The 25,767-nt window shown below is 34.3% G+C and carries 26 protein-coding genes and 2 pseudogenes; 19 read left to right on the top strand and 9 right to left on the bottom strand.

Features of this window, described 5'->3' with window-relative positions; translation table 11 throughout:
* Window positions 1-544 precede the first annotated feature (544 nt).
* From ACIQ7L_RS25715 to bcbE, 4 genes are all read left to right on the top strand, one after another.
* Window positions 545-1,225, top strand: a complete 681-nt coding sequence (locus tag ACIQ7L_RS25715) for an MgtC/SapB family protein (protein WP_400572752.1) — start codon at window positions 545-547, stop codon at window positions 1,223-1,225.
* 386 nt (window positions 1,226-1,611) lie between these two features.
* The gene (locus ACIQ7L_RS25710) at window positions 1,612-2,142 is read left to right on the top strand and encodes a GNAT family N-acetyltransferase (protein ID WP_400572750.1); all 531 of its coding nucleotides are present in this window, start codon (window positions 1,612-1,614) and stop codon (window positions 2,140-2,142) included.
* Window positions 2,143-2,238: 96 nt separating this feature from the next.
* The gene (locus ACIQ7L_RS25705) at window positions 2,239-2,445 is read left to right on the top strand and encodes an alpha/beta-type small acid-soluble spore protein (protein WP_400572748.1); all 207 of its coding nucleotides are present in this window, start codon (window positions 2,239-2,241) and stop codon (window positions 2,443-2,445) included.
* Between the two features lie 261 nt (window positions 2,446-2,706).
* Entirely contained in the window at window positions 2,707-3,960 is a 1,254-nt protein-coding gene (gene bcbE / locus ACIQ7L_RS25700) for a bacillibactin exporter BcbE (protein WP_400572746.1), read from the top strand.
* A 71-nt stretch (window positions 3,961-4,031) separates the two neighbouring features.
* Here bcbE and ACIQ7L_RS25695 read toward each other — a convergent pair whose 3' ends face one another.
* Entirely contained in the window at window positions 4,032-4,649 is a 618-nt protein-coding gene (locus ACIQ7L_RS25695; RefSeq protein ID WP_400572745.1) for a LysE/ArgO family amino acid transporter, read from the bottom strand.
* 80 nt (window positions 4,650-4,729) lie between these two features.
* Here ACIQ7L_RS25695 and ACIQ7L_RS25690 point away from each other — a divergent pair.
* Together ACIQ7L_RS25690 and ACIQ7L_RS25685 are read left to right on the top strand one after the other, a co-directional pair.
* Window positions 4,730-5,176: pseudogene (locus ACIQ7L_RS25690) on the top strand (PLP-dependent aminotransferase family protein); the annotation flags it as partial.
* 55 nt (window positions 5,177-5,231) lie between these two features.
* Window positions 5,232-5,399, top strand: coding sequence for a DUF3933 family protein (locus ACIQ7L_RS25685; protein ID WP_400572744.1), 168 nt, complete (start codon window positions 5,232-5,234; stop codon window positions 5,397-5,399).
* A gap of 329 nt (window positions 5,400-5,728) precedes the next feature.
* Here ACIQ7L_RS25685 and ACIQ7L_RS25680 read toward each other — a convergent pair whose 3' ends face one another.
* Window positions 5,729-6,694 (bottom strand): patatin-like phospholipase family protein, encoded by a 966-nt coding sequence (locus ACIQ7L_RS25680; RefSeq protein ID WP_400572742.1) that lies wholly within the window; start codon window positions 6,692-6,694, stop codon window positions 5,729-5,731.
* 89 nt (window positions 6,695-6,783) lie between these two features.
* Entirely contained in the window at window positions 6,784-6,951 is a 168-nt protein-coding gene (locus ACIQ7L_RS25675) for a YjcZ family sporulation protein (protein WP_400572741.1), read from the bottom strand.
* Window positions 6,952-7,174: 223 nt separating this feature from the next.
* Here ACIQ7L_RS25675 and ACIQ7L_RS25670 point away from each other — a divergent pair, with 223 nt between their 5' ends.
* Together ACIQ7L_RS25670 and ACIQ7L_RS25665 are read left to right on the top strand one after the other, a co-directional pair.
* Entirely contained in the window at window positions 7,175-7,927 is a 753-nt protein-coding gene (locus tag ACIQ7L_RS25670; protein ID WP_400572740.1) for a YwqG family protein, read from the top strand.
* Between the two features lie 201 nt (window positions 7,928-8,128).
* The gene (locus ACIQ7L_RS25665; protein ID WP_400572738.1) at window positions 8,129-9,289 is read left to right on the top strand and encodes a transglutaminase domain-containing protein; all 1,161 of its coding nucleotides are present in this window, start codon (window positions 8,129-8,131) and stop codon (window positions 9,287-9,289) included.
* A 203-nt stretch (window positions 9,290-9,492) separates the two neighbouring features.
* Here ACIQ7L_RS25665 and nadE read toward each other — a convergent pair whose 3' ends face one another.
* On the bottom strand, window positions 9,493-10,311 hold the full coding sequence (gene nadE, locus ACIQ7L_RS25660) for an ammonia-dependent NAD(+) synthetase (RefSeq protein WP_335360721.1): 819 nt from the start codon (window positions 10,309-10,311) through the stop codon (window positions 9,493-9,495).
* Between the two features lie 269 nt (window positions 10,312-10,580).
* Between nadE and ACIQ7L_RS25655 the strand changes: the two genes are divergently transcribed.
* Entirely contained in the window at window positions 10,581-12,461 is a 1,881-nt protein-coding gene (locus tag ACIQ7L_RS25655) for an ABC transporter permease (RefSeq protein WP_400572736.1), read from the top strand.
* A 345-nt stretch (window positions 12,462-12,806) separates the two neighbouring features.
* Window positions 12,807-13,757, top strand: coding sequence for a S8 family peptidase (locus tag ACIQ7L_RS25650; RefSeq protein ID WP_400572734.1), 951 nt, complete (start codon window positions 12,807-12,809; stop codon window positions 13,755-13,757).
* A 40-nt stretch (window positions 13,758-13,797) separates the two neighbouring features.
* On the opposite strand, the gene ACIQ7L_RS25645 is transcribed toward ACIQ7L_RS25650, so the two are convergent.
* The gene (locus tag ACIQ7L_RS25645; RefSeq protein WP_400572732.1) at window positions 13,798-14,106 is read right to left on the bottom strand and encodes an ArsR/SmtB family transcription factor; all 309 of its coding nucleotides are present in this window, start codon (window positions 14,104-14,106) and stop codon (window positions 13,798-13,800) included.
* A 107-nt stretch (window positions 14,107-14,213) separates the two neighbouring features.
* On the opposite strand from ACIQ7L_RS25645, the gene ACIQ7L_RS25640 reads away from it, so the two are divergent.
* Window positions 14,214-15,149, top strand: a complete 936-nt coding sequence (locus tag ACIQ7L_RS25640; RefSeq protein ID WP_400572730.1) for an aldo/keto reductase — start codon at window positions 14,214-14,216, stop codon at window positions 15,147-15,149.
* 51 nt (window positions 15,150-15,200) lie between these two features.
* Complete coding sequence (locus ACIQ7L_RS25635; RefSeq protein WP_400572728.1) at window positions 15,201-16,388, top strand: MFS transporter; 1,188 nt, start codon at window positions 15,201-15,203, stop codon at window positions 16,386-16,388.
* A gap of 55 nt (window positions 16,389-16,443) precedes the next feature.
* On the opposite strand, the gene ACIQ7L_RS25630 is transcribed toward ACIQ7L_RS25635, so the two are convergent.
* Window positions 16,444-16,668, bottom strand: a complete 225-nt coding sequence (locus tag ACIQ7L_RS25630) for a hypothetical protein (RefSeq protein WP_097898585.1) — start codon at window positions 16,666-16,668, stop codon at window positions 16,444-16,446.
* Between the two features lie 85 nt (window positions 16,669-16,753).
* A complete protein-coding gene (locus ACIQ7L_RS25625) occupies window positions 16,754-17,101 on the bottom strand; it encodes a DUF4257 domain-containing protein (protein WP_097898584.1) in 348 nt (115 codons plus the stop codon).
* A gap of 439 nt (window positions 17,102-17,540) precedes the next feature.
* Here ACIQ7L_RS25625 and rsgA point away from each other — a divergent pair, with 439 nt between their 5' ends.
* The 4 genes from rsgA (at window position 17,541) to ACIQ7L_RS25605 (ending at window position 21,904) form a co-directional block, all read left to right on the top strand.
* The gene (rsgA, locus tag ACIQ7L_RS25620) at window positions 17,541-18,590 is read left to right on the top strand and encodes a ribosome small subunit-dependent GTPase A (protein WP_400572726.1); all 1,050 of its coding nucleotides are present in this window, start codon (window positions 17,541-17,543) and stop codon (window positions 18,588-18,590) included.
* Window positions 18,591-18,788: 198 nt separating this feature from the next.
* A complete protein-coding gene (locus ACIQ7L_RS25615) occupies window positions 18,789-20,771 on the top strand; it encodes a methyl-accepting chemotaxis protein (RefSeq protein ID WP_400572724.1) in 1,983 nt (660 codons plus the stop codon).
* A 144-nt stretch (window positions 20,772-20,915) separates the two neighbouring features.
* Window positions 20,916-21,230 (top strand): hypothetical protein, encoded by a 315-nt coding sequence (locus ACIQ7L_RS25610; protein WP_400572722.1) that lies wholly within the window; start codon window positions 20,916-20,918, stop codon window positions 21,228-21,230.
* A gap of 305 nt (window positions 21,231-21,535) precedes the next feature.
* Window positions 21,536-21,904, top strand: coding sequence for a DUF3979 family protein (locus ACIQ7L_RS25605; protein ID WP_400572720.1), 369 nt, complete (start codon window positions 21,536-21,538; stop codon window positions 21,902-21,904).
* 29 nt (window positions 21,905-21,933) lie between these two features.
* Here ACIQ7L_RS25605 and ACIQ7L_RS25600 read toward each other — a convergent pair whose 3' ends face one another.
* Window positions 21,934-22,974, bottom strand: coding sequence for a YkvI family membrane protein (locus ACIQ7L_RS25600; protein ID WP_400572718.1), 1,041 nt, complete (start codon window positions 22,972-22,974; stop codon window positions 21,934-21,936).
* Between the two features lie 230 nt (window positions 22,975-23,204).
* Between ACIQ7L_RS25600 and ACIQ7L_RS25595 the strand changes: the two genes are divergently transcribed.
* From ACIQ7L_RS25595 to ACIQ7L_RS25585, 3 genes and pseudogenes are all read left to right on the top strand, one after another.
* A complete protein-coding gene (locus tag ACIQ7L_RS25595) occupies window positions 23,205-23,648 on the top strand; it encodes a Dps family protein (RefSeq protein WP_400572716.1) in 444 nt (147 codons plus the stop codon).
* A gap of 150 nt (window positions 23,649-23,798) precedes the next feature.
* Window positions 23,799-24,254 carry a DUF3939 domain-containing protein gene (locus ACIQ7L_RS25590; RefSeq protein WP_400572714.1) on the top strand — a complete coding sequence of 152 codons (456 nt, stop codon included), beginning with the start codon at window positions 23,799-23,801 and terminating at the stop codon, window positions 24,252-24,254.
* A 43-nt stretch (window positions 24,255-24,297) separates the two neighbouring features.
* A pseudogene (locus ACIQ7L_RS25585) lies at window positions 24,298-24,639 on the top strand (alpha/beta hydrolase); the annotation flags it as partial.
* A 54-nt stretch (window positions 24,640-24,693) separates the two neighbouring features.
* Here the strand turns inward: ACIQ7L_RS25585 and ACIQ7L_RS25580 are convergent.
* Window positions 24,694-25,695, bottom strand: a complete 1,002-nt coding sequence (locus tag ACIQ7L_RS25580; RefSeq protein WP_400572712.1) for an LLM class flavin-dependent oxidoreductase — start codon at window positions 25,693-25,695, stop codon at window positions 24,694-24,696.
* Window positions 25,696-25,767: the final 72 nt, after the last annotated feature.

Raw genomic sequence — 25,767 nt, 5'->3', positions numbered from 1 at the left:
CTTATCGCTCGTATTTTTTCTTTTGAAGAAAGTTTAGCCATTAAAAAGTGCACCTCCGATTGTTAGACTGTGTCTAACAATCGGGGTGCACTTCATATTTTTCCGGCTTTTATATATATACATCAATTAAAAAACGGACATAAAACCCCCTCTTTTTAGGTGGGAGAGAGGATCTGGCCATGCATAGAAGCGGTCAGGGCCTTTTTCTGCCACATCCGAAGTAAAAACAGAAAGAGTAAACGAGTGTAGGTTACTTTTTACTCCACATAGCAGGGATTTAGATGTCGAAAAATTAAAATGGATTTATATAGCTTAGCTAATATATAGACAGAAATTGAAAAACTGACGTAAACACTCCTTTCTTGTTAGGTGGACGAGAGCATCTGCCCATGCATAGTAGCGACTTACATATTGAAAAATTAAAATGAATTTATATAGAAAAGACTGGAATTGATAACCAAAACGAGTTATAGTTTAATATTCAAGGAAAAATGATGTTTACGAAGAGGAATGATGAACATCATATAAGTAAGGAGAATGAAAAATGTCATATGAATTTTTACTCAAATTAGGTTTAGCACTCTTTTTAGGTTTATTTATTGGGATTGACAGACAGCTAAAGAATAAACCACTTGGTGTGAAAACAAGTATGGTCATTTCTGTAGCAAGTTGTTTAATTACAATCGTTTCAATTGAATCGGTGAATGTTTATTCTTCACCAGGTCATACAAATATGGATCCGATGCGTTTAGCAGCTCAAATTGTAAGTGGTGTTGGTTTTCTCGGAGCGGGAGTTATTTTACGAAGAAATAACGATGTGATTTCGGGATTAACTACAGCTTCTATGGTGTGGGCGGCGTCTGCTCTAGGTATTGCAATTGGGGCAGGTTTTTATATACAAGCAACAGTAGCTATGATTTTAATTATATTAGCAATCAATGTATTGCCTCATCTGGTAAAGATTGCTGGACCGTACTCATTAAGACAAAAGGACGTAGCTATAAAAATTATTGTAAACAAGCATAAAGAGTTAGATGGAATCTTTAAGCAAATAAAAAATTTAAACATGCAAGTGAAACGGGTTAAAATTAAAGATATTGATAATGGTGCAGCTCAACAATTAGAAATGGTGATATTAGCACCTGAAGATTTATATACAACTGAGTTATATAGTTCTTTAAAAGAGATTGATCATATTATTTCAGTTGAGGTTGAGAGTAGATAGTCATAACGTAAAAAGGGTGATGGGATTCACCCTTTTTTATTTTAGATTCATTTATTTTTATAAAATGTGTTTGTTATATATACATTAATTTAAAAAACGACATACCCCCCTCCTTTTAGGTGGGAGAGAGGATCTGGCCATGCATAGAAGCGGTTAGGGCCTTTTTCTGCCACATGCGAAGTAAAAACAGAAAGAGCAAACGAGTGTAGGTTACTTTTTATTCTGCATAGCAGGGATTTAGATGTCGAAAAATGAAAATGGATTTATATAGTTTGTCGTAGAAACTAATTATATAGGGAAGTAAATGAAATATTTAATCATTTGCATAATCAACATCGATTTTATGTTTCCATTTGATACAATGAAATGCAAAAGGGGGAGAAGAGATGGAAATAAAAATTAGAAAGGCAGTAAAAGAGGATATTCCTGGTATAGCAAAAGTGCATACGGATAGTTGGAAAACAACGTATAAAGGCATATTACCTGATGAAATTTTAGATAATATCACGCATGAAAGCCGAGAAAAACAATGGAAAACCATTTTCGAACAAGTGACCCCTTATCAATATAGGTATGTAGCAGAAACGTTAGATGGCAGTATCATAGGATTTCTTGATGGTGGAACTGAAAGAACAGGAAAATATGATTGCGATGGGGAATTATATGCAATTTATCTATTAAAAGAATATCAAGGTTATAAAGTAGGAAAACGATTATTTCAAACGCTCGTATCTGAATTTATAAAAAATGATGTGAAATCGGTATTAGTATGGGTTCTTTCTAATAATCCTTCAAAGCTCTTTTATGAAAAATTTCGCCCCGAACTAGTTGATACTAAGTTTTTAGAAAGATTAGATGCAGAAGAAACTGCGTATTGTTGGAGAAATATTGAAAGTCTTTATAGAAGTTTAAGGTGATGAAAGAGCTTTATTAGAATTAATAAATTCCAAAAAATACCAAGAATAAATTATCGAGTTTCTCTGCATTTTAATATATAAAGGAGGTGAACGGTAATGGCTAGAAATCGTAATTCTAATCAATTAGCATCAAGCGGAACGCAAGCGGCTCTTGATCAAATGAAATATGAAATTGCACAGGAATTTGGTGTACAACTTGGAGCCGATACTTCTTCACGTGCAAATGGTTCTGTAGGCGGTGAAATCACGAAACGTCTTGTAGCTATGGCAGAACAACAGCTTGGTGGCGGATATATTCGCTAAAATGAAAGCGTCAAGGGAGAAAGGAAGGGATCTTCCTTTCTTTTTTGTTTTTTTAAAATATTGTATGGTGTTAGGTGGAAAGGAAGATAATTTTCCATTAAATAGTACGGATATACTGTTGTGGGGATTGAAAGAATAGAAGTAATGCTAGGTTTTACTCCAATTTCTTTTGTTATATAAGTTAAAAAGCAGACAAGATGTGAGAGCCCTGATGGAATATAAAATCAAATCCCATCAGGGCTACTATGTGGGAAGAAATAAATGATGAAAGGTTTCGAAATTAGCATGTTAAAAAAAGAAGACTGTTGTTTAATTGCACTTGCATCTGTGCCACTTGTTATGACATTAGGAAATTCAATGCTTATTCCAATCCTTCCAACAATTGAAAAAAAGTTGCATATTTCTTCTTTTCAAACATCCATGATTATTACAATATATTCTATTGTGGCAATTTTACTTATTCCTATCGCTGGTTATTTATCAGATCGGTGGGGGCGCAAAATGGTGATGGTCCCAAGCTTGTTAATTGCTGCCATCGGAGGGGCTATAACAGGTTGGGTATCATGGAAAGTTGAAAATCCCTATGTGTGGATTCTTATAGGAAGAGCGATTCAAGGAATAGGTGCTGCGGGAGCTATGCCAGTTGTCATCCCGTGTGTCGGTGATTTATATAAAGATGAAAAAGAAGTAAGTACTGGCTTAGGGATTATTGAAACATCGAACACATTTGGAAAAGTACTTAGTCCAATATTAGGATCAGCTCTTGCTGGGATAGTATGGTTTTTACCATTTTGGGCTATTCCGGTATTATGTGCTATCTCAATTGTTTTATTATTGCTGTTAGTAAAAGCAAAAAAACAAGAAAATCAAGTGCCGCCACTTAAGGAATTTATTCATTCCATTGCTTCAACCTTCCGAGAAAAAGGAAGATGGTTAGTTGCAATCTTTATATTAGGTGCGATTACTATGCTTATTTTATTTGGGATTCTTTTTTATTTGTCTACCATATTAGAAACAAAATATAGCATTCATGGAATTTGGAAAGGATGTATACTTGCTATTCCTTTACTTGTACTATCACTAAGTTCATATATGGCAGGAAAGAAAATCGGTGATAACCAAATCATAATGAAAAGGTGTATATACATCGGTTTTATATTAGCCGCCGCATCTGTTGCTATTCCATTATTTGTGAAAGGTATATATTTGTTACTTCTTTGTCTTGTTATTATGGGGCTTGGAATTGGGATAGCATTACCATGTTTAGATGCTTTGATTACACAAGGAATTGAAAAAGAACAAAGAGGAACAGTTACCTCATTTTATAGTTCGATGCGTTTTATTGGTGTAGCTGCAGGTCCGCCTCTTTATTCTTTTTTTATGAAGGGAGCAGACCATGAAGTTTTTTATGTAACAAGTATCTTTGCAGCGATTGGGGCGATTGTTACAATCATATGGATTAAACCAGCAAAAAATCAAGCTGCTTTACATCGACAGCCTAAATCAACTCCTTAACGTTGTTTCTATTTTGTCACGCCAAATGAGAATTGTATGTAACATATTCTCAGCATGCAATTCTCATTATTTTAGTGCAGAAAAACGATTTGCTTTAACATATAAAGAGCGACGCCCCATATCATAACTCCAGAAACTTTATTTAATATTTCAATTATTTTCCCGGATGAATCGATTTCTTTTAGCATTCGTCCAGCAAATACTAACCCGATAAACCAAATCCAAGAAACAGTAATAGTTGCAAAAGTAAATGCCCACTTTTCAACTCCTACATATTGAATAGAGTTTGTTCCTATAACACCAATCGTATCCAAAATTGCATGTGGATTTAATAAGGAAACAGAAGCAGCGAAAATAATTTGCTTTTTGAATGATATCTTTTTTTCTTTATGTAGTTCCTTTGTAGCATCGCTTTTCCAAATTGCCCATCCCATATATATCAGAAAGAAAAATCCAATTACATAAAGAGCTGTTGTGAGCCAAGAAAAAGTAAGAAGCATAATAGATACACCTTGGACGGCAACGAGAATTAACACTGTGTCACAAATGGATGCGGTTAGCACCACAGGAGCGGCGTGCCAAATATTTGTTTGGCTGGCACCTTGATTAAAAACAAAGACATTTTGGACACCTAATGGAATAATAAGTCCAAATGCAAGGATGATACCGTGAATAATTGCTTCAGTCATGTTATTTCCTCCCGTATAAATGATTCAAATATGATAGTGTATATTGTATAAAAGAAAATAGAAGTTGTATCCATCCATATGGTTGGATTGTTGGACCAGAACCAGTTATTCAACGATTAGCAGATATAAAAATGCAAGCGGATTATGGTTCTAGTTCTATATCGCAACAGGTTGCTGCAGAATGGTTTCGGAGTGGCTTCTATGGTGAACATATACAATATATACGAGGCGAATTGAAAAGAAAGAGAGACTTTATGCTTGACGTACTCAATAAATATTGTAAAGATATAGCAACTTGGCATATCCCACTAGGTAGTTTTTACATTTGGTTACATATCGGTCCCGAAATCTCAAGCCGAATTTTATTTGAAAAAGCATTAAAAGAAAATATTTTACTAAATCCAGGGAATTTATATGATAGAAATGCAGGGGATTTTTTACGTCTTTCATATTCATATGCATCATTAGATGAAATCGAAATAGGAATTAAAAACATAGCCAGATTGATAAAGAGTTTATCAGTATAGTAGTACATTTTTATGAAAAAAGTAACAGAGTATGTATTGAAAAAGGAGAGAAAGTATGAAAAAGTATGTTATTTGTCAAGTAATTGAAGGGACTAAATATTTAGCAGCTTATGCGGAAACGAAGCAAGAAGCAATTGAGAAGGCAGAGTTACTAGGACTTAGGACAGGAGAGCGGTATGTAGTTGTTACTGCTAAAGAAGCGGAAGGATTGGAGTATCCTTAATGAAAAATAAATGCAGGAAATATTCTATATAAATCCACTTTAATTTTTCGACATTTAAATCTCTGCTATGCAGAATAAAAAGTCACCTACACTCGTTTGTTCTTTCTGTTTTTCCTTCGCATGTGGCAGAAAAAGGCCCTGACCGCTTCTATGCATGGCCAGATGCTCTCTCCCACCTAAAAAGAGGGGTTTTATGTCGGTTTTTCAATTGATGTATATATGTATTAAGGTGTACCTTATAATCAATAAGCCTAATCCAATTATAGTTTATTAGGCTTATTGATTTGATAGTAATGTAAAGTAAGAACAATCTAATTGAAAGAAGAATATTATGAATCCAAATAGCGGTTTTGATGATATATTTTTCGATCTTGATTTCCGCTTCTATATTCATGGACATATCTTTTGAAGTTCCAAGATTGTAAAAATTTATTCGCAGCGTTGTATCCAGATTGATAGAGCCATTCTTTTTCGGCATCAGTTAATTGGAAATTGGTACTTGTAATTGAACCTGTTGGAATTGTAATGGTTCGCGCCTTTGATTCTTTATCGAAATAACGTAAGTCGTGTGCTTGCATCATTGTTTTAAATAACCCTTTGAACATAGAAATAGGCTCTTCATAAGGAACAGGCTCTGCTTGGATTTCATCTTTCACAAAATGGAAGCCAAAGGTAGGCCAGCGAGGTATAGTGGGTGAGTCGAAGATCCAGATTGGATAATTGCTTAAAATACCACCATCAACCATGTAACAAGGTTGTTTCCATTTTGGTGTTTTCCATTTCACTGGTTCAAAAAAGAAAGGAATAGTCCCGCTCATTCTAACTGCTTTCGCGATTGGAAAACGATAATTTGAAAAACCGTAGTTGGGTAAGTCATCAGGGAAAACAACCATTTTGCCATTGCTTATATCTGAAACGATGATTTTTAGATTTTTTTGATTAGGTAAGTCACTAAAATGATAAATTCCCTTTTTTCTTAGTAAGTCTTCTAGCCATTCTTCTAAAAATATATTGGAATAGATTCCTAATCTAGCCCATGTGTTCAACCCTTTTCCTATAAGTGGGATCTTATCAAGTAAAGTTTTTTTTGTGAATTGATGGTAATCTACGTTATTTATAATGTCTTTTAGCTCTGTACAAGAATAACCAGCTGCCAAGAGGGCTGCGATAATAGCACCAGCTGATGTTCCCGCTACGCGTTCGCAATCGTAGCCTTGCTCAGCTAATGCACAAATTGCCCCAACATGTGCAATTCCACGAACACCCCCACCTTCAAACACACCATCAATCTTCATAAGAATGATTCCTTTCACATAATGAATTTTTTGTATAGTAAAAGAGCACGCAAATCACGTGCTCTTTTACAATAGTTTTTAAATCTTACTTAGTAGCCGCCGAATCCGCCCCAGCAACTAGCTCCAATGATGATTAGAAGGATAAATAAAACGATTAATAACGCGAAACCGCCATAACCACAACCACCACCACAACTGCCGCCGTAACCGAAACCGCCGTAACCACCATAACCGCCACAACTATATCCGTAACCCATGTGGAAAGCCTCCTTATATTAAAAGTTAAAATGAATGATTAGAGGGTCTACTGTAAGAAATTATGAGATATCATGTTTGTAGGAACACTGTATACTATGCTTTTTTAAACTTGTTCGCGTATGAGAGATGAGCCCGTTTTTTGATGGTTTGTTTAATTTGAAGATGAAGTCGTTACTATATGTGTGCTATGATACGAATAAGTACATTACTTAAGGAGAGCTTATGAAAAAGCAAATTGAATCATTAATTGATAAATATGAATTGACACATTTAAAACAGGAATTAGTAAATACTATATTTCCTTGTATAAAAGTTACTCCTATACAAAAGGATACACTTGCAATTGGTTGTTCTAAAATGGGAGGAGTCCCTGATGTGCCCGTTTCATTTGAATATCCAACTTACAAAGAGAATCCATTACATTTTATTGCGCAATTTAATTTAAATGATTTACATGATGTGGGTATGAGTCACAATCTTCCTAAAACAGGAATGCTCTATTTTTTTTGTTATGAAAATCATTTTGATGAAGATGTAAATCAGAAAGATGTAGGATGTGTACTTTATTATGATGTTTCACCTGAACAACTGCGAAGAATGGATGAAATCCAACCGAAATTTATACAATGTGAAATATCATTTGAATGCACTTATAAATTACCAGAGCTCTTTATTGAAAATGAAGATGATTCGGATCGTTTTCTGCAGTTACTTGAGGAATTAATCCCAGATCATTATGACAACCATCAATTATTTGGTGAACCTTTCTCTGTTCAAGAAGAAGTGTTTCAAGAAGCTGGCGATTACATTGGTGTGAATCCTCATCATATGACGCTATTATTCCAAATTGATTCTGATTATAAGAATTGTAATATGATGTGGGGAGATTTAGGAATGCTATACTTTTGTATTGGAAATGATGATTTGAAACATCGTCGTTTTGAAAATACATGCTGTATATTACAAACTTGTTAGAAAAAAGAAAAGTAGTAGTTACTTCTAATGGAGGGGTTACTACTTTTTTAGTTTATATATTACCGAAATTCCTTTTAATAATATTTAAATGGCAATTAATAAATATACATAATCTCATATTTTCTTTTTGGGAAAATACTGTATACTCTAAAAATATATGAATATTTTTTCGTATATTTTTAGAGTAGGAGGAGTGACAAGATGAAGAAAACAAACAAGTATGTAACAGCTATCGCACTTTGTTCAACAATTATGATCAGTGGTTTACATGTGCATTCCGTATCTTATGCAGCGTCAACTCAAAAGGTAGCAGCTACACCATCAGATACAAAGTTGTTAGAAGATTTTCAGAAAGAGTTAAAAAAGCGCATTGATAATCGAGAAGAAAATATTACAATCACATACAAAACAAAAGAGAAAAATGGTAGAGACGTAATGGATAAGCTCTTTCAAGAGTATAGTAAAATTGTAGATGCAGATGAGTATGTAAAATATAATATAGCAAGTACTAAGTACTCTATACGTGGAATACCAGGAAACTATGCGTTTACATTAAACATTACATATCGTGAATCAAAAGAACAAACACAATATGTAAAGACGCAGGCAAAATCGATTGTGAATTCTATAATAAAAGCTGGCATGGATGATCATGAAAAAGTAAAAGCGATTCATGATTATGTTGTGAAACATGTTTCCTATGATACTTCTTATAAGGCATATACAGCGTATGACGCCTTGGCCAATCGCTCAGCTGTTTGTCAAGGATATACGCTATTAACATATCAATTATTAAAAGAAGCGGGTATTCAATCACATATCGTAACTGGAAAAGGAAATGGACAAGCACATGCTTGGAACCTAGTAAAGATTGAGGATAAATGGTATCACCTCGATACGACATTTGATGATCCAGTTCCAGATAAAGAAGGACGTGTAACATATTCTTACTATAATATGTCTGACGAGCAATTAAGCAAAGACCATGAATGGGATCGTAGTAAATATCCAGTAGCATCTACGAATTACTATAATGAATTAACAAGTAAGATAAAGAAAGGTAGTTCAAAAAAGTTGGTATATCAACAAATGCTAAAAGACACGAATTTAGTCTATCTGTCTACGCAATATGGGGCTGAAGATTATAATGAGTTGAAACAAAAATTACAGAAGCAATTTACTACGAAACCTCAAAAAGTAGAACTGCGTTATAAGCAATCTATGGATGGAACAATGCAAGATATTAAAAAAGTATTAAATGAACTTACTTGGCCAAAAGGTGCGAAGCGAGTTTCTTATCAAGTTGCACCGTATAGTGCGATGGCAGGGTATTCATTAGCAACAATTACATTTACGTATTGATGAAAAAGGGCATCTGTAAAAGGTGCTCTTTTTATGTTTATAGGTAAATGCAGAATTATTTACATTGAGTGTATGGTAAAATTATCAAAAAAGAGGGATTTTATGTCCGTTTTTTAATTGATGTATATATAGAAACTAATTTTTAAGAAGTGATTTATATAAAAAGAAGCTAAATGAAATTAGCTTCTTTTTATATATGTTATTTATTTCCACCAGTCATCAAACATGGATGCTGGTGTTTGTCTTTTATGTTCACTTACTGTATAACGTTTTTCAATTTTTTCTGCAACGTCTTCAGGAACTGCTTTTCCTTCTAAGTAATCATCTAATTGATCGTATGTAATCCCTAATTCTGTTTCGTCAGCTTGACCTGGTTTTTCATCTAATAAATCAGCTGTTGGCATTTTTAAGTAAAGGCGTTCTTCAGCGCCTAATTCTTGTAATAAAGATCGTCCTTGACGTTTTGTTAATCCTGTTAGTGGTAAAAGATCTGCACCACCATCACCGAACTTTGTGAAGAAACCTGTTACAGCTTCAGCAGCATGATCTGTTCCGATAACAAGTAAACCTTGTTGTCCACCAATTGCATATTGTGTGACCATGCGAACGCGAGCTTTAACGTTTCCTTTATTGAAGTCTGTTAATGATTCTCCTAATAAGTCTTTATATTGACTTGAAAATGCATCAACTGTTGAAGCGATATCGAAAGCTACAGATTGATCGGGTTTAATAAATTGTAGTGCTAATTGTGCATCGTCTTCATCTTTTTGTACCTGATATGGAAGGCGTACAGCGATAAATGTTGCGTTGTATCCTTCATTGCGAGATTCTTCAACTGCAAGCTGTGCTAAGCGGCCTGCTAGTGTTGAATCTTGTCCACCACTAATTCCGAGTACAAAGCCTTTTGCACCTGTTTTTCTTAAATAATCTTTTAAGAAATCAATTCGTTTACGAATTTCTGCTTTTGGATCAATTGCAGGCTGAACATGTAATGCTTTCATAATTTGTTCTTGTAATGTCATTATGTTTTCCTCCTATTCATATAGAACGAGTGATAAGTTTATATGTACTGATTCAGAAATATCCATCCTTATTATTTCGTAAAATTAACGAATATACAATAGGTTGAACGTATGAATATGAATGTAGTTATTATAAAGAAAATGCCTAGTTTAATCAATTTTTCTGTGACCTTTCAAAAATGTAAGGTTTTTGTCATTTGAATCGATGGTAGATATTTCTTCGCTTTATTATGATAGCAATATAGTTATTGAAAGGGCGGAGAAATAATATGAATATTAGGGAATTAGCGTTTCGTAATGTAACGCGGAATAGACGAACATATTCGGCTTATTTTTTGAGTAGTGCATTTGCAATTATGGCCTTCTTTGTTTACTCATTTTTTGCATTTCATCCTGCATTAAGTGCCGGTCAATTAGGTCAATATGTATTTGTAAGTATGTCTTTTGCACAAGTTATTATTTATCTTTTTACGTTTTTCTTTATTCTATATTCAATGGGAATGTTTTTAAAAACAAGGAAGCGTGAATTAGGGATTTTAATGATGCTAGGTATGACGAAATTTCAATTAAGACGTCTTATCTTTTTTGAAAATGTCATGATTGGTATGGCATCAATTATTGCGGGTATCATTTGTGGAATGCTGTTTTCAGGTCTATTGATTTGGATAGCGCCATTAGTATTGAAGCTAGATCTATCTTTATCATATTATTTACCAACAACAGCAATTGGCGTAACGAGTGTTATGTTTTTTATATTATTTATTATTATTTCTTTTTTTAGTGCAGGAATGATTCGTAAAAATCAAATCATGAAACTATTTAGAGGTGCAGTAAAAGCGAAGCCTGAACCAAAAGCGTCCATTATTTTTTCAATTCTAGCTGTGGTATTGCTTGGTACAGGATATGTAGGTGCCTTATCTTCGCATGGTGCAATGGTTTTTATTATGTTGATTCCTGTAACGACGGTTGTCATTATTGGTACATACTTACTGTATAAGCAGCTAAGTGTATATATTATTCGAGCATGTAAAAAAAGCAAACGTTTGTATTGGACAAGAACTAATATCATTACTCTATCAGATTTAGCATATCGCATGAGAGATAATGCACGGATGTTCTTTATTGTTACAATTATTTCGACTGTAGCTTTTTCTGCCATTGGTACACTAGTTGGCTTTGCTTCTATGACGAAGAGCATAATGGATCAACCGATTGCATTTCAGTATCAATCTAAACAAGGAAATGAAAATGAAGCAGGGCATGTACAAATGATTGAGCAAACATTAAAGAACTATAATATATCTAACGAAAAAACAGATGTTGTCTCAAAGCAAACCGAAGAGAAAGGACTGCGAGATGCAGTCTTTGTAAGAGAATCTGATTATAAGAAATATGCAAAGCTTACAGGTGAACAGCCAGGTGATTTGAAAGAAAATACAGCACTCTTTCTATCAGCAGAAATGCCAGTACCACAAAAAAAAGAAAGAAAAACATTAGAATTACCGAATCAAAATACATCATTGAAGGTGAAAGAAATTCATACATCTTCTCTTGGTAAAGCACTTACTAGGAATGTCTACGTTATTTCAGAAGATCAATATAATCTATTACAAGATGGCTTCAAGGAAGTAAAAGATTATATGTATCAAACGAAGGAAAGCAAAAATGAAATTGAAGCTGGAAAGGAAATAACAAACGAAATAAAATCTCAACAAGAGCATTCGAGATTTAGTGCAGCAGAGTATGAGCAAAATCAAGCTTTACAGGTTGCTGGACCTATTTTATTTGTAGGATTTTTTATCGGTATTGTGTTCTTTGTATGTGCGGGTAGTTTTCTATACTTCCGCTTATTCTCTGACTTAGAAGATGATTATCGTTTATTTGAATCAATTCGAAAAGTAGGGTTAACAAGTGGAGAATTATCCAAAGTTGTGACAATTCGATTAGCGCTATTATTCTTTGTTCCAATTGGTGTTGCAACATTACACGGTGCTGTTGCATTAACGACTTTAGGGCAAATGTTTGAGTATTCACTTTTAAAGGAAAATGCAATTGTACTAAGTATTTTTGTTGGAATTCAAATTGTATATTTCATTCTGATACGATCTCGTTATTTAAAGCAATTGAAGGCAAGGTTGCGGATGAGTTAGTAAAGGCTGGGTATGTTTAGTTTGCTAGGTATTTAAACAAAATCACTCATTACATTAATTTAAATAATCAGTACGATACTAGTATCATATTGTGCGGTATTAAGGCTGAGTAGGTTCTTATTCCAGCGATCATGCTGTTATGAAAGAAAGGGAATTTGTGACCGCAAAAAATGAAGTAGCATAAGATTTCACAAACGTCTTTTTCGTCAGAATATCTGATGGAAAAGATGTTTTTTGTATTGAGAAAAATCTTGAAGCAGGAAAATAGAAGTGAGAAAACGAATGTTTTTTATAAATGAAAGCGTATTCAAAATGTAAAAATAATATATTTTAGGAGGGATTATGATGAACAGTAGTACAGCGAATAAGCAAAAAGGGATTCAATTAATTCCGTATACGGTAAATAAAGTAGTTGAGCAAGTAAACGAAATCCCACCAGGTGTACAACTGATTCATGCTCCTGAGGTTTGGGAAAAGAGTGCAAAAGGGAAAGATATTGTAGTTGCGGTATTAGATACAGGCTGTGATATAAATCATATTGACTTAAAAGACCGAATTATTGGCGGAAGAAATTTTACTGAGGATTATGAGGGCAATCCAAACGTTTATCTTGATAATAATGGTCATGGAACCCATGTTGCAGGAACAATTGCAGCGACAGAAAATGGTGTGGGTGTTCTAGGTGTTGCTCCACTTGCTAAATTATTAGTATTAAAAGTATTATCAGGGGATGGCTCTGGAAGTTATCAGCAAATTATTGAAGCGATTGACTATGCAGTACGCTGGAGAGGACCAAATCAAGAGCGAGTCCGGATTATTTCCATGTCACTTGGAGGTTCAGAGGATGTACCAGAATTACATGAAGTGATCCAGCATGCGGTAAAGCAAGAAATACTTGTTGTATGCGCTGCAGGAAATAATGGGGACTGTAGTGATGAAACAGAAGAATTGGATTTCCCGGGTGCTTATTCTGAGGTCATTGAAGTCGGAGCTGTTAATTTAGAGAGAAAGCTAGCTTGTTTTAGTAATTCGAATCAAGAAATTGATTTAGTAGCGCCAGGAGAAAAAATTCTTTCTACTTATCCAGAAGGGAAATATGCGGTATTAAGTGGGACGTCAATGGCTACGCCGCATATTGCTGGAGCATTAGCGCTTCTGATTAAGCAGTGCGAAAGAGAGTATGGAAGAAAGTTATCAGAACCAGAAATTTATGCTCAGCTTATTAAGCGGACTGTACCTTTAGGATATGAGCGAACATCAGAGGGAAATGGATTAATAGATTTGTCAAAAGAATAATTGGTATTAAAAAACATCTCATTTGAATATGAGATGTTTTTTAATATGGTTCCGTTGCTTGCAAGACAGCATCTAATAATCCAGGAAATCTAGCATTTAAATCTTCCATTCGAATCGAAATAAAACGCTGTGTACCTTCTAGACGAGTGTACATAACACCGGATTCGCGTAAAACTTTAAAATGGTGTGACAAAGTTGATTTAGCAACTGGAATATTTAGTGCACCGCATGATTGTTCTTTTTGTTCCATTAGCATATTTACAATTTGTAAACGAATTTGGTCGCTAAGAGCATATAAGACAGAAGAAAGTTGAATTTCTTCTCGATTTGGATGATATAGTGTTCGCATAATTTCACCTACCTTATAAGTTCTTTCAGTTGCACTATAACATATAAAGTGCTATATTTCTATTGTTCGAATATATTCGAACAATAGAAATGTATAGGGGGATAAAAATGAAGTATACGAAGTTGCAAAAGGCAGGATTACAAATTTCTCAAATTGGGTTAGGAACGAATGCAGTAGGGGGCCATAATTTATTTTTAAATGTGAATGAACAAGAAGGAATAAGAATGATTGAGGAGGCACTTCAGCAAGGCATTACATTGATAGATACAGCTGATTCATATGGATTTGGCAGATCTGAGGAATTAATAGGAGAGACGATTAAAAGAAAACGACAAGAGCTTGTACTCGCTACAAAAGGAGGGATACAGCCATTATTGAGCGGTTCTACTTGTATTAATAATGAACCAAATTATTTAAGAAATGCAGTTGAAAATAGCCTGCGAAGATTACAGACAGATTATATAGATTTATATTATTTACATTTTACAAATTCAGAAACTATGTACATAGATTCAATTGGAGAACTTGTTCGATTAAAAGAAGAAGGGAAGATTCGTTCGATAGGAATATCAAATGTAAACTTAGCTCAGCTAAAAGAGGCGAATCAATTTGGCGATATTGATATACTGCAGTCTCCTTATAATATGTTAGATCGTACAGCGGAAAAGGAGCTCTTGCCATATTGCATAAAAGAAGGAGTTTCATTTATTCCATATGGTCCCCTTGCTTTTGGCATTTTAGGTGGTAGATATCCAGAAGATCTGAAACTAGATGAAACAGATTGGCGTAAAGATGTCTCATTATTTGAGGAACATACATATAAGAAAAACTTTATGAAAGTCAAAAAATTAAAAGATTTTGCTAGAGAAAAAAATACAACGTTATCTAATGTAGCGTTAGCTTGGCTTTTAAATCAAAAGGGAATTGATACAGTGATTCCTGGTGGGAAACGTGCAGAGCAAGTAAGAGAAAATGTAAAAGTAGTAGATGTATCGCTACATGAGAGTGATTTAGAATATATACAATCTATTTTAGAGGAGTAGTAACAAAGGGTGAAATTCTACCCTTTGTTACTATTTAAGGAGATGGAGAAGATGAACAAAATTATGATATTATTTTTTAGCATGATGTTTATGATTGGTACAGATACTTTTTTGATTTCACCATTATTACCAACACTACAAACAGTATACGGGATTCCAACAGAAATTTCAGGATGGATGGTAAGTGCATATGCACTGGGATATGCTGTATTTGCACTTATTGCTGGACCTATTTCTGATGGATTAAATCGGAAGAGGGTAATGTTAGGAGGCATGAGCTTTTTTGCAATTAGTACGTTTTTATGCGGATTAGCATCAAGCTTTTGGTGGATGATTACCTTCCGTTTTTGTGCAGGAATAAGTGCAGCATTTGTATCTCCACAAGTGTGGGCATCTATTCCGCTTCTTGTGTCCAAAAATCAAGTTATGAAATCAATTGGGATTGCAACAGCAGGACTATCATTAGCGCAAGTACTAGGATTACCAATTGGAGCATATTTAGCAACGATACACTATACAACACCTTTCTTTATAATTGGTATTTGTTCAGCGATACTTGTCATTTTTATTTATATTGCATTGCCAGAAATACAGCCACTGCAAATAGAACAAAAGCATCAATCTATTATAAGTCGTTATCAACAGCTATTAGGGGAGTCGAAGGTTTCACTTTCTTACTTTGCATATTTTCTTTTCCAAACAGGCAATTTTGCAGCATTTTCATTTTTTGGAGTATGGTTAGCAACTCAATTTAAGTTACAAGTAAATGAAGTAGGAACAGCAATGCTTATACTTGGATTAGGAAATCTAGCAGGCAATATTTTAGGACCTAGACTTGTTAAAAAATTAGGTTATACTTATGCTTTTTATGGCGGTATTTTTGTTGTAGCTGGTTTATATGTTATTTTACCGCACTTGAAACAAATTCTATTGGTTGAGTTATTTTTCTTTATTTTATTTTTCATTACAGGAATTTTATTTGTACTTATGATGAGCCGTTTGCAAAAGATATCTAGCATAGCTAGGGGAACAGGAGCGGCGTTAGCAAATTCTTCTATGTATATTGGGCAAACAATTGGAGCGGCAGTGGCGGGAGTGCTGTTTGCAGTATTTGATAATTTTACTTTCATTGGCTCTTTTACGGCTATCTTATATGTGGTTTCACTTTTAGTATTCCGAAAAAGTGATCGATACATGACAGGAGAATTAGGGGGAAAACAGAAGACCACCTCTTTATAAACAGTAATAATATTATGTAAACAAATTAACGAAAAGCACTATTTTAGATACATGACTAAAACAGTGCTTTTCGTTTAGATTGAACAGTTGCAGCATTTTCATCTTCTATTCCTGCTTCTTCAATAATTCGTTTTTTTGCTTTATCTAATAGGTGATTGACTGTTTCACCAAAATGGTTAGCTTCACGTTTTGTGCGGGCTGCTCGTAAACATTTATAGTTTTCTATCAGTTCCTCTTTTTCAGAGTCTGTTAAGAAATCTTCTATTTTCTTTTTTGGCATACGAAACACCCTTTCTTCTGACAGACAACACAATTCAGAAATATTTATTTTTCATTATAGCAATAGTTTTTAATGAAAGTATAGATTAACGTCGTAATAATTTGTCAATTTCTTGAATTTTCTCATCGACTTTACCAATTTGTGTGTTTTTGGCTTGTTCACCACCAAGTGCTTGATGAAGTAAGAAGGTTTGCCCTGAAATGGCAGTGACAATGGATACTTTAATAATCTCTTTTATTGTAATTACATCAAATAAGACGAGTCCTAGAAGTGCTGCAAGACTACCAGTTAATATATCAGTTAGAAAACCAAGATGAAAGAAGGTTTTTAAACGGCGTGGAAGCAATAACTTGCCTTGGTTATTGATTAGATGGGAAACGAAGCCAGTCATGCCACCAACGAGAACAGCAGTTAGCCATTGATACATCTCCATCAAATCCACTCCTTTTAGTGAATAAGATTCGTTTTTTACACTTATATTCCTTTTTAAATTTTATATGAGCATATTGAGAAAATTTGGTCTGGCTACATGCTTGTTCACTTTTATTATAAAGGAAAATTTCGGTATATTTCAGTCTATTACGTGACGTTCTTTTTCATTATCGTAAATCTAGAAAGGGAGGATGAAATCAGCCATTGTGGACAAATAAGAACAATAAAAAAATATATATCCGAAAATTCCGTTAAATAAAGTAGCTTTTCAAAATAATATTACATATAATGAGATTAACTAAACTAAGAACGGGGTGATGTATTATGGCGATGATTATTGATAGAAATATGAAAGCGAATACAAAGGTGGATGGAAAGAGCGAGACTTTGTAGGAATCGCACAATCCTTCCACTGGGCTCAAAATAGGGAGGATAATAATTTGAATCAAAATTGTTTAGAAACATTTGGATGGGATTCTTTTTTTGAGAATCAATCTGTAGACAAGTATGAAGTAGGACGGATTTTACTTGAACATAAGCATATATATCGTATCATTTGTAATGATGGTGAATATGTAGCAGAGCTATCTGGAAAGTTTCGGCATGAAGCGTTATCTAAAGGGGATTATCCAGCAGTTGGTGATTGGGTGTATATAAAGAAGTTAGAAGAAGAAAATAAGGCGATTATTCACCGTATTTTGCAAAGGAAAAGTTCCTTTGTTAGACAAGAAGCTGGTAACAGAACTGTTGAACAGATTATAGCAGCAAATGTGGACTATCTCTTTTTAGTAAATGCTCTTAACCATGATTTTAATGTGAGAAGAATGGAACGTTATTTATTACTTGCTTATGAAAGTGGAGCAATGCCTGTTATTGTTTTGACAAAAAGTGACTTGTGTGAAGATGTGGAGCAAAAGATATTGGAAACAGAGGCGATAGCTATTGGTGTTCCAATCTTTGCAGTTGACAGTTTACAGCAAGCGGGAATTGGGTCCTTGCAACAATTTGTAGCTCCTGGTAAAACGATTGCCCTCGTGGGTTCCTCAGGCGCTGGGAAATCTACTTTATTAAACGCATTAATGGGAGCTGAAGTTGCAAAAACAGGTGGTGTTCGTGAAGAGGATAGTAAAGGACGACATACAACGACTCATCGTGAGCTGTTCCAATTGTCAAGTGGTGGTTTAGTAATTGATACTCCTGGTATGAGAGAGCTTCAACTTTGGGAAGGCAGCGGAGCAATCCATGCGACATTTTCTGATATTGAAGAATTCGCCAAAGAGTGTCGTTTTCGAGATTGTGAGCACAACAGTGAACCGGGCTGTGCCGTTCGAATGGCGATTGATGATGGTATTATAGCAACAGAGCGTTTGCGAAATTATAAAAAGTTGCAGAGAGAAATTGCATATACGATGAGGAAACAAGATTTAGCACTTGCCCGATCTGAGCGAGCTAAGTGGAAAAAGATTGTAAAACAACATAGAAAGAATTGAAAAAACCAAAGGGAGGCTCCTTTGGTTTTTTACGTTTGTAAATTTTATAATAATATTATTCGTATATATGGACAAAAAGAAATTATTTGTTTAAACTTTACAAAGTATTAGTCGAAAAATGATGAGTAATAAGTTCATTTAGAGGTCGTTATTATCTTTAAACTTGAATATTAAAATGAAAAATAGAGGAGGGATTTCATGAGTAAACTATTACAGTGGTTTCGAAATATGAAAGTAGCAAAAAAGCTATTGATTTCATTTTTTATTATTTTAATTGCTGCTGTTTCAGTCATTGGTGGTTTTTCTTACCAAACGGCTAAAAAGAATTTTGAATCACAGATTATGAGTAGCGCAAATGATAATATTAAAATATTAGATAATTTAATTAATCAAACGATTGAAGCGAAATTTAATGATGTTAATAATTTTGCGAGAATGATTAAGAGTGATCTCTATCAGGGAGAGAATCAAGATGAATTAAAGAAACTGCTATCTCAATATACCAATTTAAATCCAGATATTGAACAGGTGTATGTTGCAGGAAATGATAAGAAATTTGTGCAAGAACCAGATATACAAATGCCAACGGATTATGATCCAACAACACGTCCTTGGTATAAAGATGCAGTAAGTAAGCAAGGTGGTATTATTGTAACAGAGCCATATAAGGCTAAAGGAAATGGCCATATTGTGGTAACGATTGCCAAACAAACAGAAGATAAAAATGGTGTTATCGGTTTAGATTTAAGCCTTGATAATTTATTAAAAACAGCAAAAATGATTAATATTGGAAAAAAAGGATATGCCTTTATTTTAGATCAAAATCAAAAGATAATTGCTCATCCAAAAGAAGAATCAGGTGACAAAGCCGCAGATGCTTGGGCAAAACGAATGTATCAAGAAAATCATGGTACCTTTACTTATTCATATGATAACAGCGAGAAGAAAATGGTATTTGCTACAAATCTAAAAACAGGTTGGAAAATTGGTGGAACGATGTATGCAAGTGAAGTAGTTGAAGCAGCTCAACCTGTATTTTATAACATGTTAATTATTATGGTAATTTCATTACTTGTAGGGGGCACACTTATTTATTTTGTGACACTTTCTATTACAAAACCTTTGAAAAAATTAGTTGTTACTTCGCATGAAATTAGCGATGGGGACTTAACGCAAACAATTGAAATTCATTCTAATGATGAAATTGGACAGCTTGCGAAAGGTTTTAATGAGATGACGCATTCATTACGCACATTAATTGGTAGAATTAATACTTCAGCAGGTCATGTTGCATCTGCATCTGAAGAACTGACGGCAAGTGTGAGACAAGCAAGTGAAGCAACAGAACAAATCACAATGGCGATGGAGCAAGTTTCAAGTGGAGCAACAGTACAAACATCAAGTGTAGAAAATGGAGCAATGTTACTTCATAATGTAACAGAGGGAATTCAACATGTAGCAAACAGTTCCTCTTCAATTGCCAATGCATCTACATATACACGTGAAAAAGCAGAAGATGGTGGGAAACTTGTCGGGAAAACAGTGAATCAAATGAATTCGATTGCAGAATCTGTTTCACAGTCAGATGCTGTAATTCAAGCATTAAATGATAAATCAAAGCAAATTGGTGATATTTTAGAAGCGATTCAAAATATTGCAGATCAAACAAATTTACTTGCATTAAATGCTGCAATTGAAGCCGCACGAGCAGGTGAGCATGGTAGAGGATTTGCGATTGTTGCTGATGAAGTACGAAAACTAGCAGAGCAATCTAGCGGATCATCAAGTGAGATTGGGAAATTAATAGGTGAAATACAAGAAGATATGGGCAAGACAGTAAAGTCTATGAGTAATGTGAATGAAGAAGTTCAATCTGGCCTTGTAATAGCGAATGAAACGAAACAGAATTTTGCAGAAATATTGCATTCTACAAATGAAATTGCTACGCAAATTGAAAGTATGGTAGAAACGGCAAATGGAATGTCAAAAGGTGCAAATGAGGTTTCTGTTTCAGTTGGTGAAATTGCCATGACAGCGCAAAATAATGCGACAAGTACACAAAATATTGCTGCATCTGCTGAAGAGCAGTTGGCTTCCATGGAAGAAATTAGTTCCGCTGCGGGTACATTGTCACAAATGGCCGAGGAATTACAAGTACTGATTGAAAGATTCAAAGTATAGTGATGAGGAGACTGTCTCAACAGTAGTGGAATGGCTACTAGGGAGACAGCTTCTTTTTGTTTTAGTGTCGAAAAATAAAGGTATTTGTTATAAGTGTGTATAATTATTATTAAAGTAGACTACTTATATATAAAGGAGAGCAGTATGGGAGTGTATTGGGGAACAAAAAAACATTCTTGGCTTAGCTATGTTTCATTTTGGTTAAGTATTTCATTTTTTCTTATTTTTTTAGTTGAAGTGTTTGCATTTAACACACTTTTAAATAGTTCGAGTGGTGCAATGAACGTTGTTAAATATTTTTATTTCGTATGTGTACCATTGAATATTATTCTTAGTTTAAGGCTATTGTTTAAGAAGAATGAAAAGAAAACATTACCGATTGTTAGTTTTGTTGTATCGTTATTATTTGCAAGTTTGATAGCGGTGTTAGCTTTAGCTGCGATAGGTAAAGTGTTTTAATGGGAAACAGGAATGATACATGTCATTCCTGTTTTTATTTTCGCTATTCGTGTGCAATAAGACCTTCGCTTCAAAACACAGCAAAAGTGAAGAAGTTAGGTTGTCTGTAATTAGATTAATCTTCATTGTATAATTTGGATAAAATCCGTGTAGCATAAAGCAAATGAATATAGTAAGAGAAACGATATATGGTACAATAAACGTGATAGTGATAGTGATAGTGATAGTGATAGTGATAGTGATAGTGATAGAGAGAAAGGGTATATATAATACTCATGGCTTTTTAGTAAGAGAGGGGTTATCGTATGCTATACGAGGATTTAATGACAGTGTTTCAAGTTGCTCCAATGGAAGATGGAAAAGACGGCTGGAAATATGTGATCCAAGAACAAAATGGTACGTATTCAATTGTTGATGAAATAGTGACAGAACATATGAGTGTGGAAATATATTTTAATGAATATGATGAGATAAGGATTACTTTATATAAAGATGGGAAATCAATCACTACTATACAGCGGATAGCAATTTTAAAAGCGGAATTAGAAGAGGATGAAGACGCTATTCAGTTTGTATTAGAGCGTATGCCGAGTCGCATGATTCGGTTACAATTAAAGCCGTATCTTGCAGTAGAGATGGGATTATATTGGGAAGTGTGTGAAGACTGTGAATAAAAAAGCGTCCGCTCATAGCGGATGCTTTTTTATGTTTTTTGAAGTTGTTTACATGCGATAATGGGGAGTAGGATGATACTAACCCATCCGATTATTGGATATAAGATGTGCAGGAGTTCACTGTAGCCAATATAGCTAAAGCAATAACTAATTAGTAAAATAAAATAAACAATACGATTGTTTTTCCAACCAGTGATAGATTGCATTTGTTTGGTCATCCCAAATATATTTCCAACTAATGTTGTAAATACTTCTCCAAAAATAATAAGGACAAAGAAAAAGTGAAAAGTTGCATTGAATCGTCGAACAACTTCTGCCATAGGAATGTTGTATTGATAAAATTGCTCGACCGATAAAATAGCCAAATGGCTACATAATAGAATAAAACAGAGTCCTGCGCCTCCTAAAATTCCTCCCCATAAAATAGCTTTTTGATCTTTCACCTCACTTGCTAATGGTACGAGAACACTTTGGGCGAGAGAAAGGTTTAAGGCGACATATGTAATAGGACTTGTAATCCATTTTATATTCCAACTTTCTGTAGGAATAGTATTAAGTATAGGTGTTGTACCGTGAATAAATGTTGTAATAGCAAGTCCAATAATGAAAATCATCATAATGGGTACTACAAGTGTATTCACTTCGAAAACCCCTTGTAATCCCCGGCTACCAATAATGATACAAGCAATAACTGTAATAAAAATACCCAGTTGTCTTGGAAGACGGAGTTGTTCTTCAAATACGGCACCAGCCCCTGATAACATAACGCTTGTTACCCCGAATAGTACAAGGAGCAATAAAGTGTTTACTACATTTCCAAATACATCTCCAAATAAATATTTGTTAAATTCTTGTGCTGAGAATGCACCAATTTGTGAGGAAAGCAACATCATCTTCGTACCTAACCAAATAAAAAAAAATCCACTTATACATATTCCGATTGTTCCGTATAGACCGTTAATTGTAAAAAACTCAACAATTTCTCGTCCAGTTGCAAATCCAGCCCCGACGACAGTCCCAATATAAGTAGCAGCAACTTTTTTTGCTACTTGCCATTGTTGATTATTCATGTAACCCCTCTTTCTACTATGATGAACGTGACTTACTACTATGCATATGTGTGAGCTTGGACAATTAGACATGAAAGGATACATGAATTTCTGGAGATTAGGAAAAGGTAAAAGTTGTTAAAGTTTTGTTACATATAAGCTAATGATTTGGAAGAGTAGGAAATGTGTGGTACAATGAAATTGTATTATTAAAAGAGAATAATTCTAAAGTGATAAGAGGAGTGGATTGGATGAGTACGAAAACAAATGTTGTTGAAGTATTAAACAAACAGGTAGCAAACTGGAATGTGTTATATGTGAAAATTCATAACTATCACTGGTATGTGACAGGACCACACTTCTTTACATTACATGAAAAATTTGAAGAATTTTATAATGAAGCAGCAACGTATATTGATGAATTAGCAGAGCGTATTTTAGCATTGGGCGGGAAACCATTAGCGACAATGAAAGAGTATTTAGAAACATCTACTGTACATGAAGGAACAAGTAACGAATCAGCTGAAGAAATGGTGCAAACATTAGTAAATGATTTTTCTGCGATTATTCAAGAGTTAAAAGAAGGTATGGAAGTAGCTAATGAATCTGAGGATGAAACGTCCGCTGATATGTTATTAGCAATTCATACAACATTAGAACAACATGTTTGGATGTTAAGTGCATTTTTAAAATAAAGTAGAGCTTTTATTAGTGTTTATACGTAATTTATTATTTACCCTCACAAATAGTAGAATAAAAAACCTATTGAAAAATCCTTTCAATAGGTTTTTGTGATTTTTCAGTCTTCTTTTTATGGTATAATATAGTAAAAAGGAGGCAATGCGATGTTTCGCTTTTTCAAAAGTGAGAAAGAGAAGAGGCCCATTACAAAAGATGAATTAGAACAAGCGATGGCTAAGTTTCTGGAGAAAAATGCAAATATTGTTTATACAGTATTAGTCAATGATGATTATACAGTGAATTATGATTTGTTAAAGCCATATTTACTAGCATTTCCGACAAATATGTTTCTTATTACAAAGGAAACGCTCGAGGTATTTGAATATACAGCAGAAAATTTAGAACTTGTAAAAGAGATTGATTTGGTGCAAAAAGCAGTGGATCAATATGTAACAGAAAAAGAAATGTTCCCCATTGTAGAAGGCAATGAAGAGCGTCTCATATGTAGAATGAAATTAGCGCCGTATTTAGATCGTATATTAAAAAGGGATTTATATATATCAGAGAAGCATTATTTAGTTTCAAGTAAACCAGATAAGAGTAAAAAGAATATTGTTTAGGATGAAAACAACAATACCATATTGTTGTCTTTTTTTTGTTTGAATTGGAGGTTTTTCTGCTGGAGCAAGGGTGGTACTACATGCGATATTAAACGAAAATATAGAGGTAAAAGGCTTTGTTTTTGTCGCACCGTGGCTCCCTGGGGTGGAAGAGTGGGAAGGTTTGCTGAATAAATTGAAAGATAAAGGGATTAAGGGATATATTGTTTGTGGAGATCAGGATGAGGATTGCTTTGAATGTACACAGAAGTTTGTGAAGCTATTGGAAACGAAAAATATAAAGCATGAGTATAAAGTTATGTCTAATCTAAACCATGATTACCCTGAAAACTTTGAAGAAATATTACAAGAAGCAGTTGGATATATTGCGGGTACAGATGTATAAAGAAGGTAGAAGAAAAGGAGTGCATCACATAGGAGGATACACTCCTTTTTTGTATTACAAATGAAAAGCCTCAGCTAATAAACGATACGATTTTAATTTATCCTCAAATTGATGAGTGATGGTTACAATCATAAATTCTTCAGTATTGTAGACTTTACTCAAATTTAAGATTTGTTCTTTGACGTATCTTTGATCACCTACAATCATACGTTGCCGATTTTCTTTAATGCGGAACAAATCATAGGCACTATAAGGGTAGTTTTGTGCTGTTTCAATGGAAGGAGTGCCAGTTGTTCTCTTACCTTGTTCCAATAACAGAATAGATAAGTCTAGACTAGACGCAATTTTCTCTGCTTCTTCATTTGTTTCTGCACAAATGACAAAAATCGAAACGATCGATTTAGGTTTGTCTCCTAAGAAAGATGGTTGGAATTGTTTTTGATAAACCTTCATCATTTCAGGGCCACCATAGCCGTTAATAAATTGAGCGAAGGCAAAAGCAGTTCCTTGTTTCGCTGCAATCATGGCGCTTTCCCCGCTGGATCCAAGCATCCATATTTCAGGTGCAGTAGGAATGACAGGTGAAGCTTTTAGATTTGCATAGTGATGGTTTTTAGGTATGTTGTCATGTAGATACATGGCAACATCTTGAATTTGTTCTGGATATTGGTCGAGAGAAATCATTTTTCCTTCTTGCAACGCACGAGTGGCGATTGGCATACCACCTGGTGCTCTACCAACTCCAAGATCAATTCGATTTGGATAAAGCGCTTCTAATACACGGAAATTTTCAGCAACTTTGTATGAACTATAGTGCGGAAGCATAACGCCACCAGAGCCCACACGGATACGATTTGTTTTCGCTGCGATATGAGATATGAGTACTTCAGGGCTTGAACCAGCTAAACTTATAGAATTATGATGTTCAGATACCCAAAAACGAGTGAATCCTAGTTTTTCCACTTCTTGAGCAAGTGTTACTGTATTGGAAAAAGCTTCAGTAGCGCTACTGCCATCGGAAATAGGTGATTGGTCTAATACACTTAGTTTAATCATAGAATATACCTCTCTATCTTAATGTACATTCTATTATATATTTACTTACGAAAAATGCGTAAAGAAATGCTC

The sequence above is a fragment of the Bacillus sp. NPDC094106 genome (assembly GCF_044764345.1).
Taxonomy (GTDB): Bacteria; Bacillota; Bacilli; order Bacillales; family Bacillaceae_G; genus Bacillus_A.
The sequence above is the reverse complement of the archived record's forward strand: the minus strand, read 5'-3'. Positions and strand labels throughout refer to the sequence as shown.

Bases quoted from the DNA above. Each gene is read 5' to 3' on its own strand.
- ACIQ7L_RS25695 (WP_400572745.1), bottom strand. From the start codon at position 4,649: ATGACTGAAGCAATTATTCACGGTATCATCCTTGCATTTGGACTTATT.
- ACIQ7L_RS25630 (WP_097898585.1), bottom strand. From the start codon at position 16,668: ATGCCAAAAAAGAAAATAGAAGATTTCTTAACAGACTCTGAAAAAGAG.
- ACIQ7L_RS25650 (WP_400572734.1), top strand. From the start codon at position 12,807: ATGAACAGTAGTACAGCGAATAAGCAAAAAGGGATTCAATTAATTCCG.
- ACIQ7L_RS25655 (WP_400572736.1), top strand. From the start codon at position 10,581: ATGAATATTAGGGAATTAGCGTTTCGTAATGTAACGCGGAATAGACGA.
- ACIQ7L_RS25680 (WP_400572742.1), bottom strand. From the start codon at position 6,694: ATGAAGATTGATGGTGTGTTTGAAGGTGGGGGTGTTCGTGGAATTGCA.
- ACIQ7L_RS25635 (WP_400572728.1), top strand. From the start codon at position 15,201: ATGAACAAAATTATGATATTATTTTTTAGCATGATGTTTATGATTGGT.
- ACIQ7L_RS25595 (WP_400572716.1), top strand. From the start codon at position 23,205: ATGAGTACGAAAACAAATGTTGTTGAAGTATTAAACAAACAGGTAGCA.
- ACIQ7L_RS25580 (WP_400572712.1), bottom strand. From the start codon at position 25,695: ATGATTAAACTAAGTGTATTAGACCAATCACCTATTTCCGATGGCAGT.
- ACIQ7L_RS25675 (WP_400572741.1), bottom strand. From the start codon at position 6,951: ATGGGTTACGGATATAGTTGTGGCGGTTATGGTGGTTACGGCGGTTTC.
- ACIQ7L_RS25600 (WP_400572718.1), bottom strand. From the start codon at position 22,974: ATGAATAATCAACAATGGCAAGTAGCAAAAAAAGTTGCTGCTACTTAT.
- ACIQ7L_RS25665 (WP_400572738.1), top strand. From the start codon at position 8,129: ATGAAGAAAACAAACAAGTATGTAACAGCTATCGCACTTTGTTCAACA.
- ACIQ7L_RS25710 (WP_400572750.1), top strand. From the start codon at position 1,612: ATGGAAATAAAAATTAGAAAGGCAGTAAAAGAGGATATTCCTGGTATA.
- ACIQ7L_RS25640 (WP_400572730.1), top strand. From the start codon at position 14,214: ATGAAGTATACGAAGTTGCAAAAGGCAGGATTACAAATTTCTCAAATT.
- ACIQ7L_RS25705 (WP_400572748.1), top strand. From the start codon at position 2,239: ATGGCTAGAAATCGTAATTCTAATCAATTAGCATCAAGCGGAACGCAA.
- bcbE (WP_400572746.1), top strand. From the start codon at position 2,707: ATGATGAAAGGTTTCGAAATTAGCATGTTAAAAAAAGAAGACTGTTGT.
- ACIQ7L_RS25615 (WP_400572724.1), top strand. From the start codon at position 18,789: ATGAGTAAACTATTACAGTGGTTTCGAAATATGAAAGTAGCAAAAAAG.
- ACIQ7L_RS25670 (WP_400572740.1), top strand. From the start codon at position 7,175: ATGAAAAAGCAAATTGAATCATTAATTGATAAATATGAATTGACACAT.
- nadE (WP_335360721.1), bottom strand. From the start codon at position 10,311: ATGACATTACAAGAACAAATTATGAAAGCATTACATGTTCAGCCTGCA.
- ACIQ7L_RS25715 (WP_400572752.1), top strand. From the start codon at position 545: ATGTCATATGAATTTTTACTCAAATTAGGTTTAGCACTCTTTTTAGGT.
- ACIQ7L_RS25590 (WP_400572714.1), top strand. From the start codon at position 23,799: ATGTTTCGCTTTTTCAAAAGTGAGAAAGAGAAGAGGCCCATTACAAAA.
- ACIQ7L_RS25605 (WP_400572720.1), top strand. From the start codon at position 21,536: ATGCTATACGAGGATTTAATGACAGTGTTTCAAGTTGCTCCAATGGAA.
- ACIQ7L_RS25625 (WP_097898584.1), bottom strand. From the start codon at position 17,101: ATGGAGATGTATCAATGGCTAACTGCTGTTCTCGTTGGTGGCATGACT.
- ACIQ7L_RS25685 (WP_400572744.1), top strand. From the start codon at position 5,232: ATGAAAAAGTATGTTATTTGTCAAGTAATTGAAGGGACTAAATATTTA.
- ACIQ7L_RS25610 (WP_400572722.1), top strand. From the start codon at position 20,916: ATGGGAGTGTATTGGGGAACAAAAAAACATTCTTGGCTTAGCTATGTT.
- ACIQ7L_RS25645 (WP_400572732.1), bottom strand. From the start codon at position 14,106: ATGCGAACACTATATCATCCAAATCGAGAAGAAATTCAACTTTCTTCT.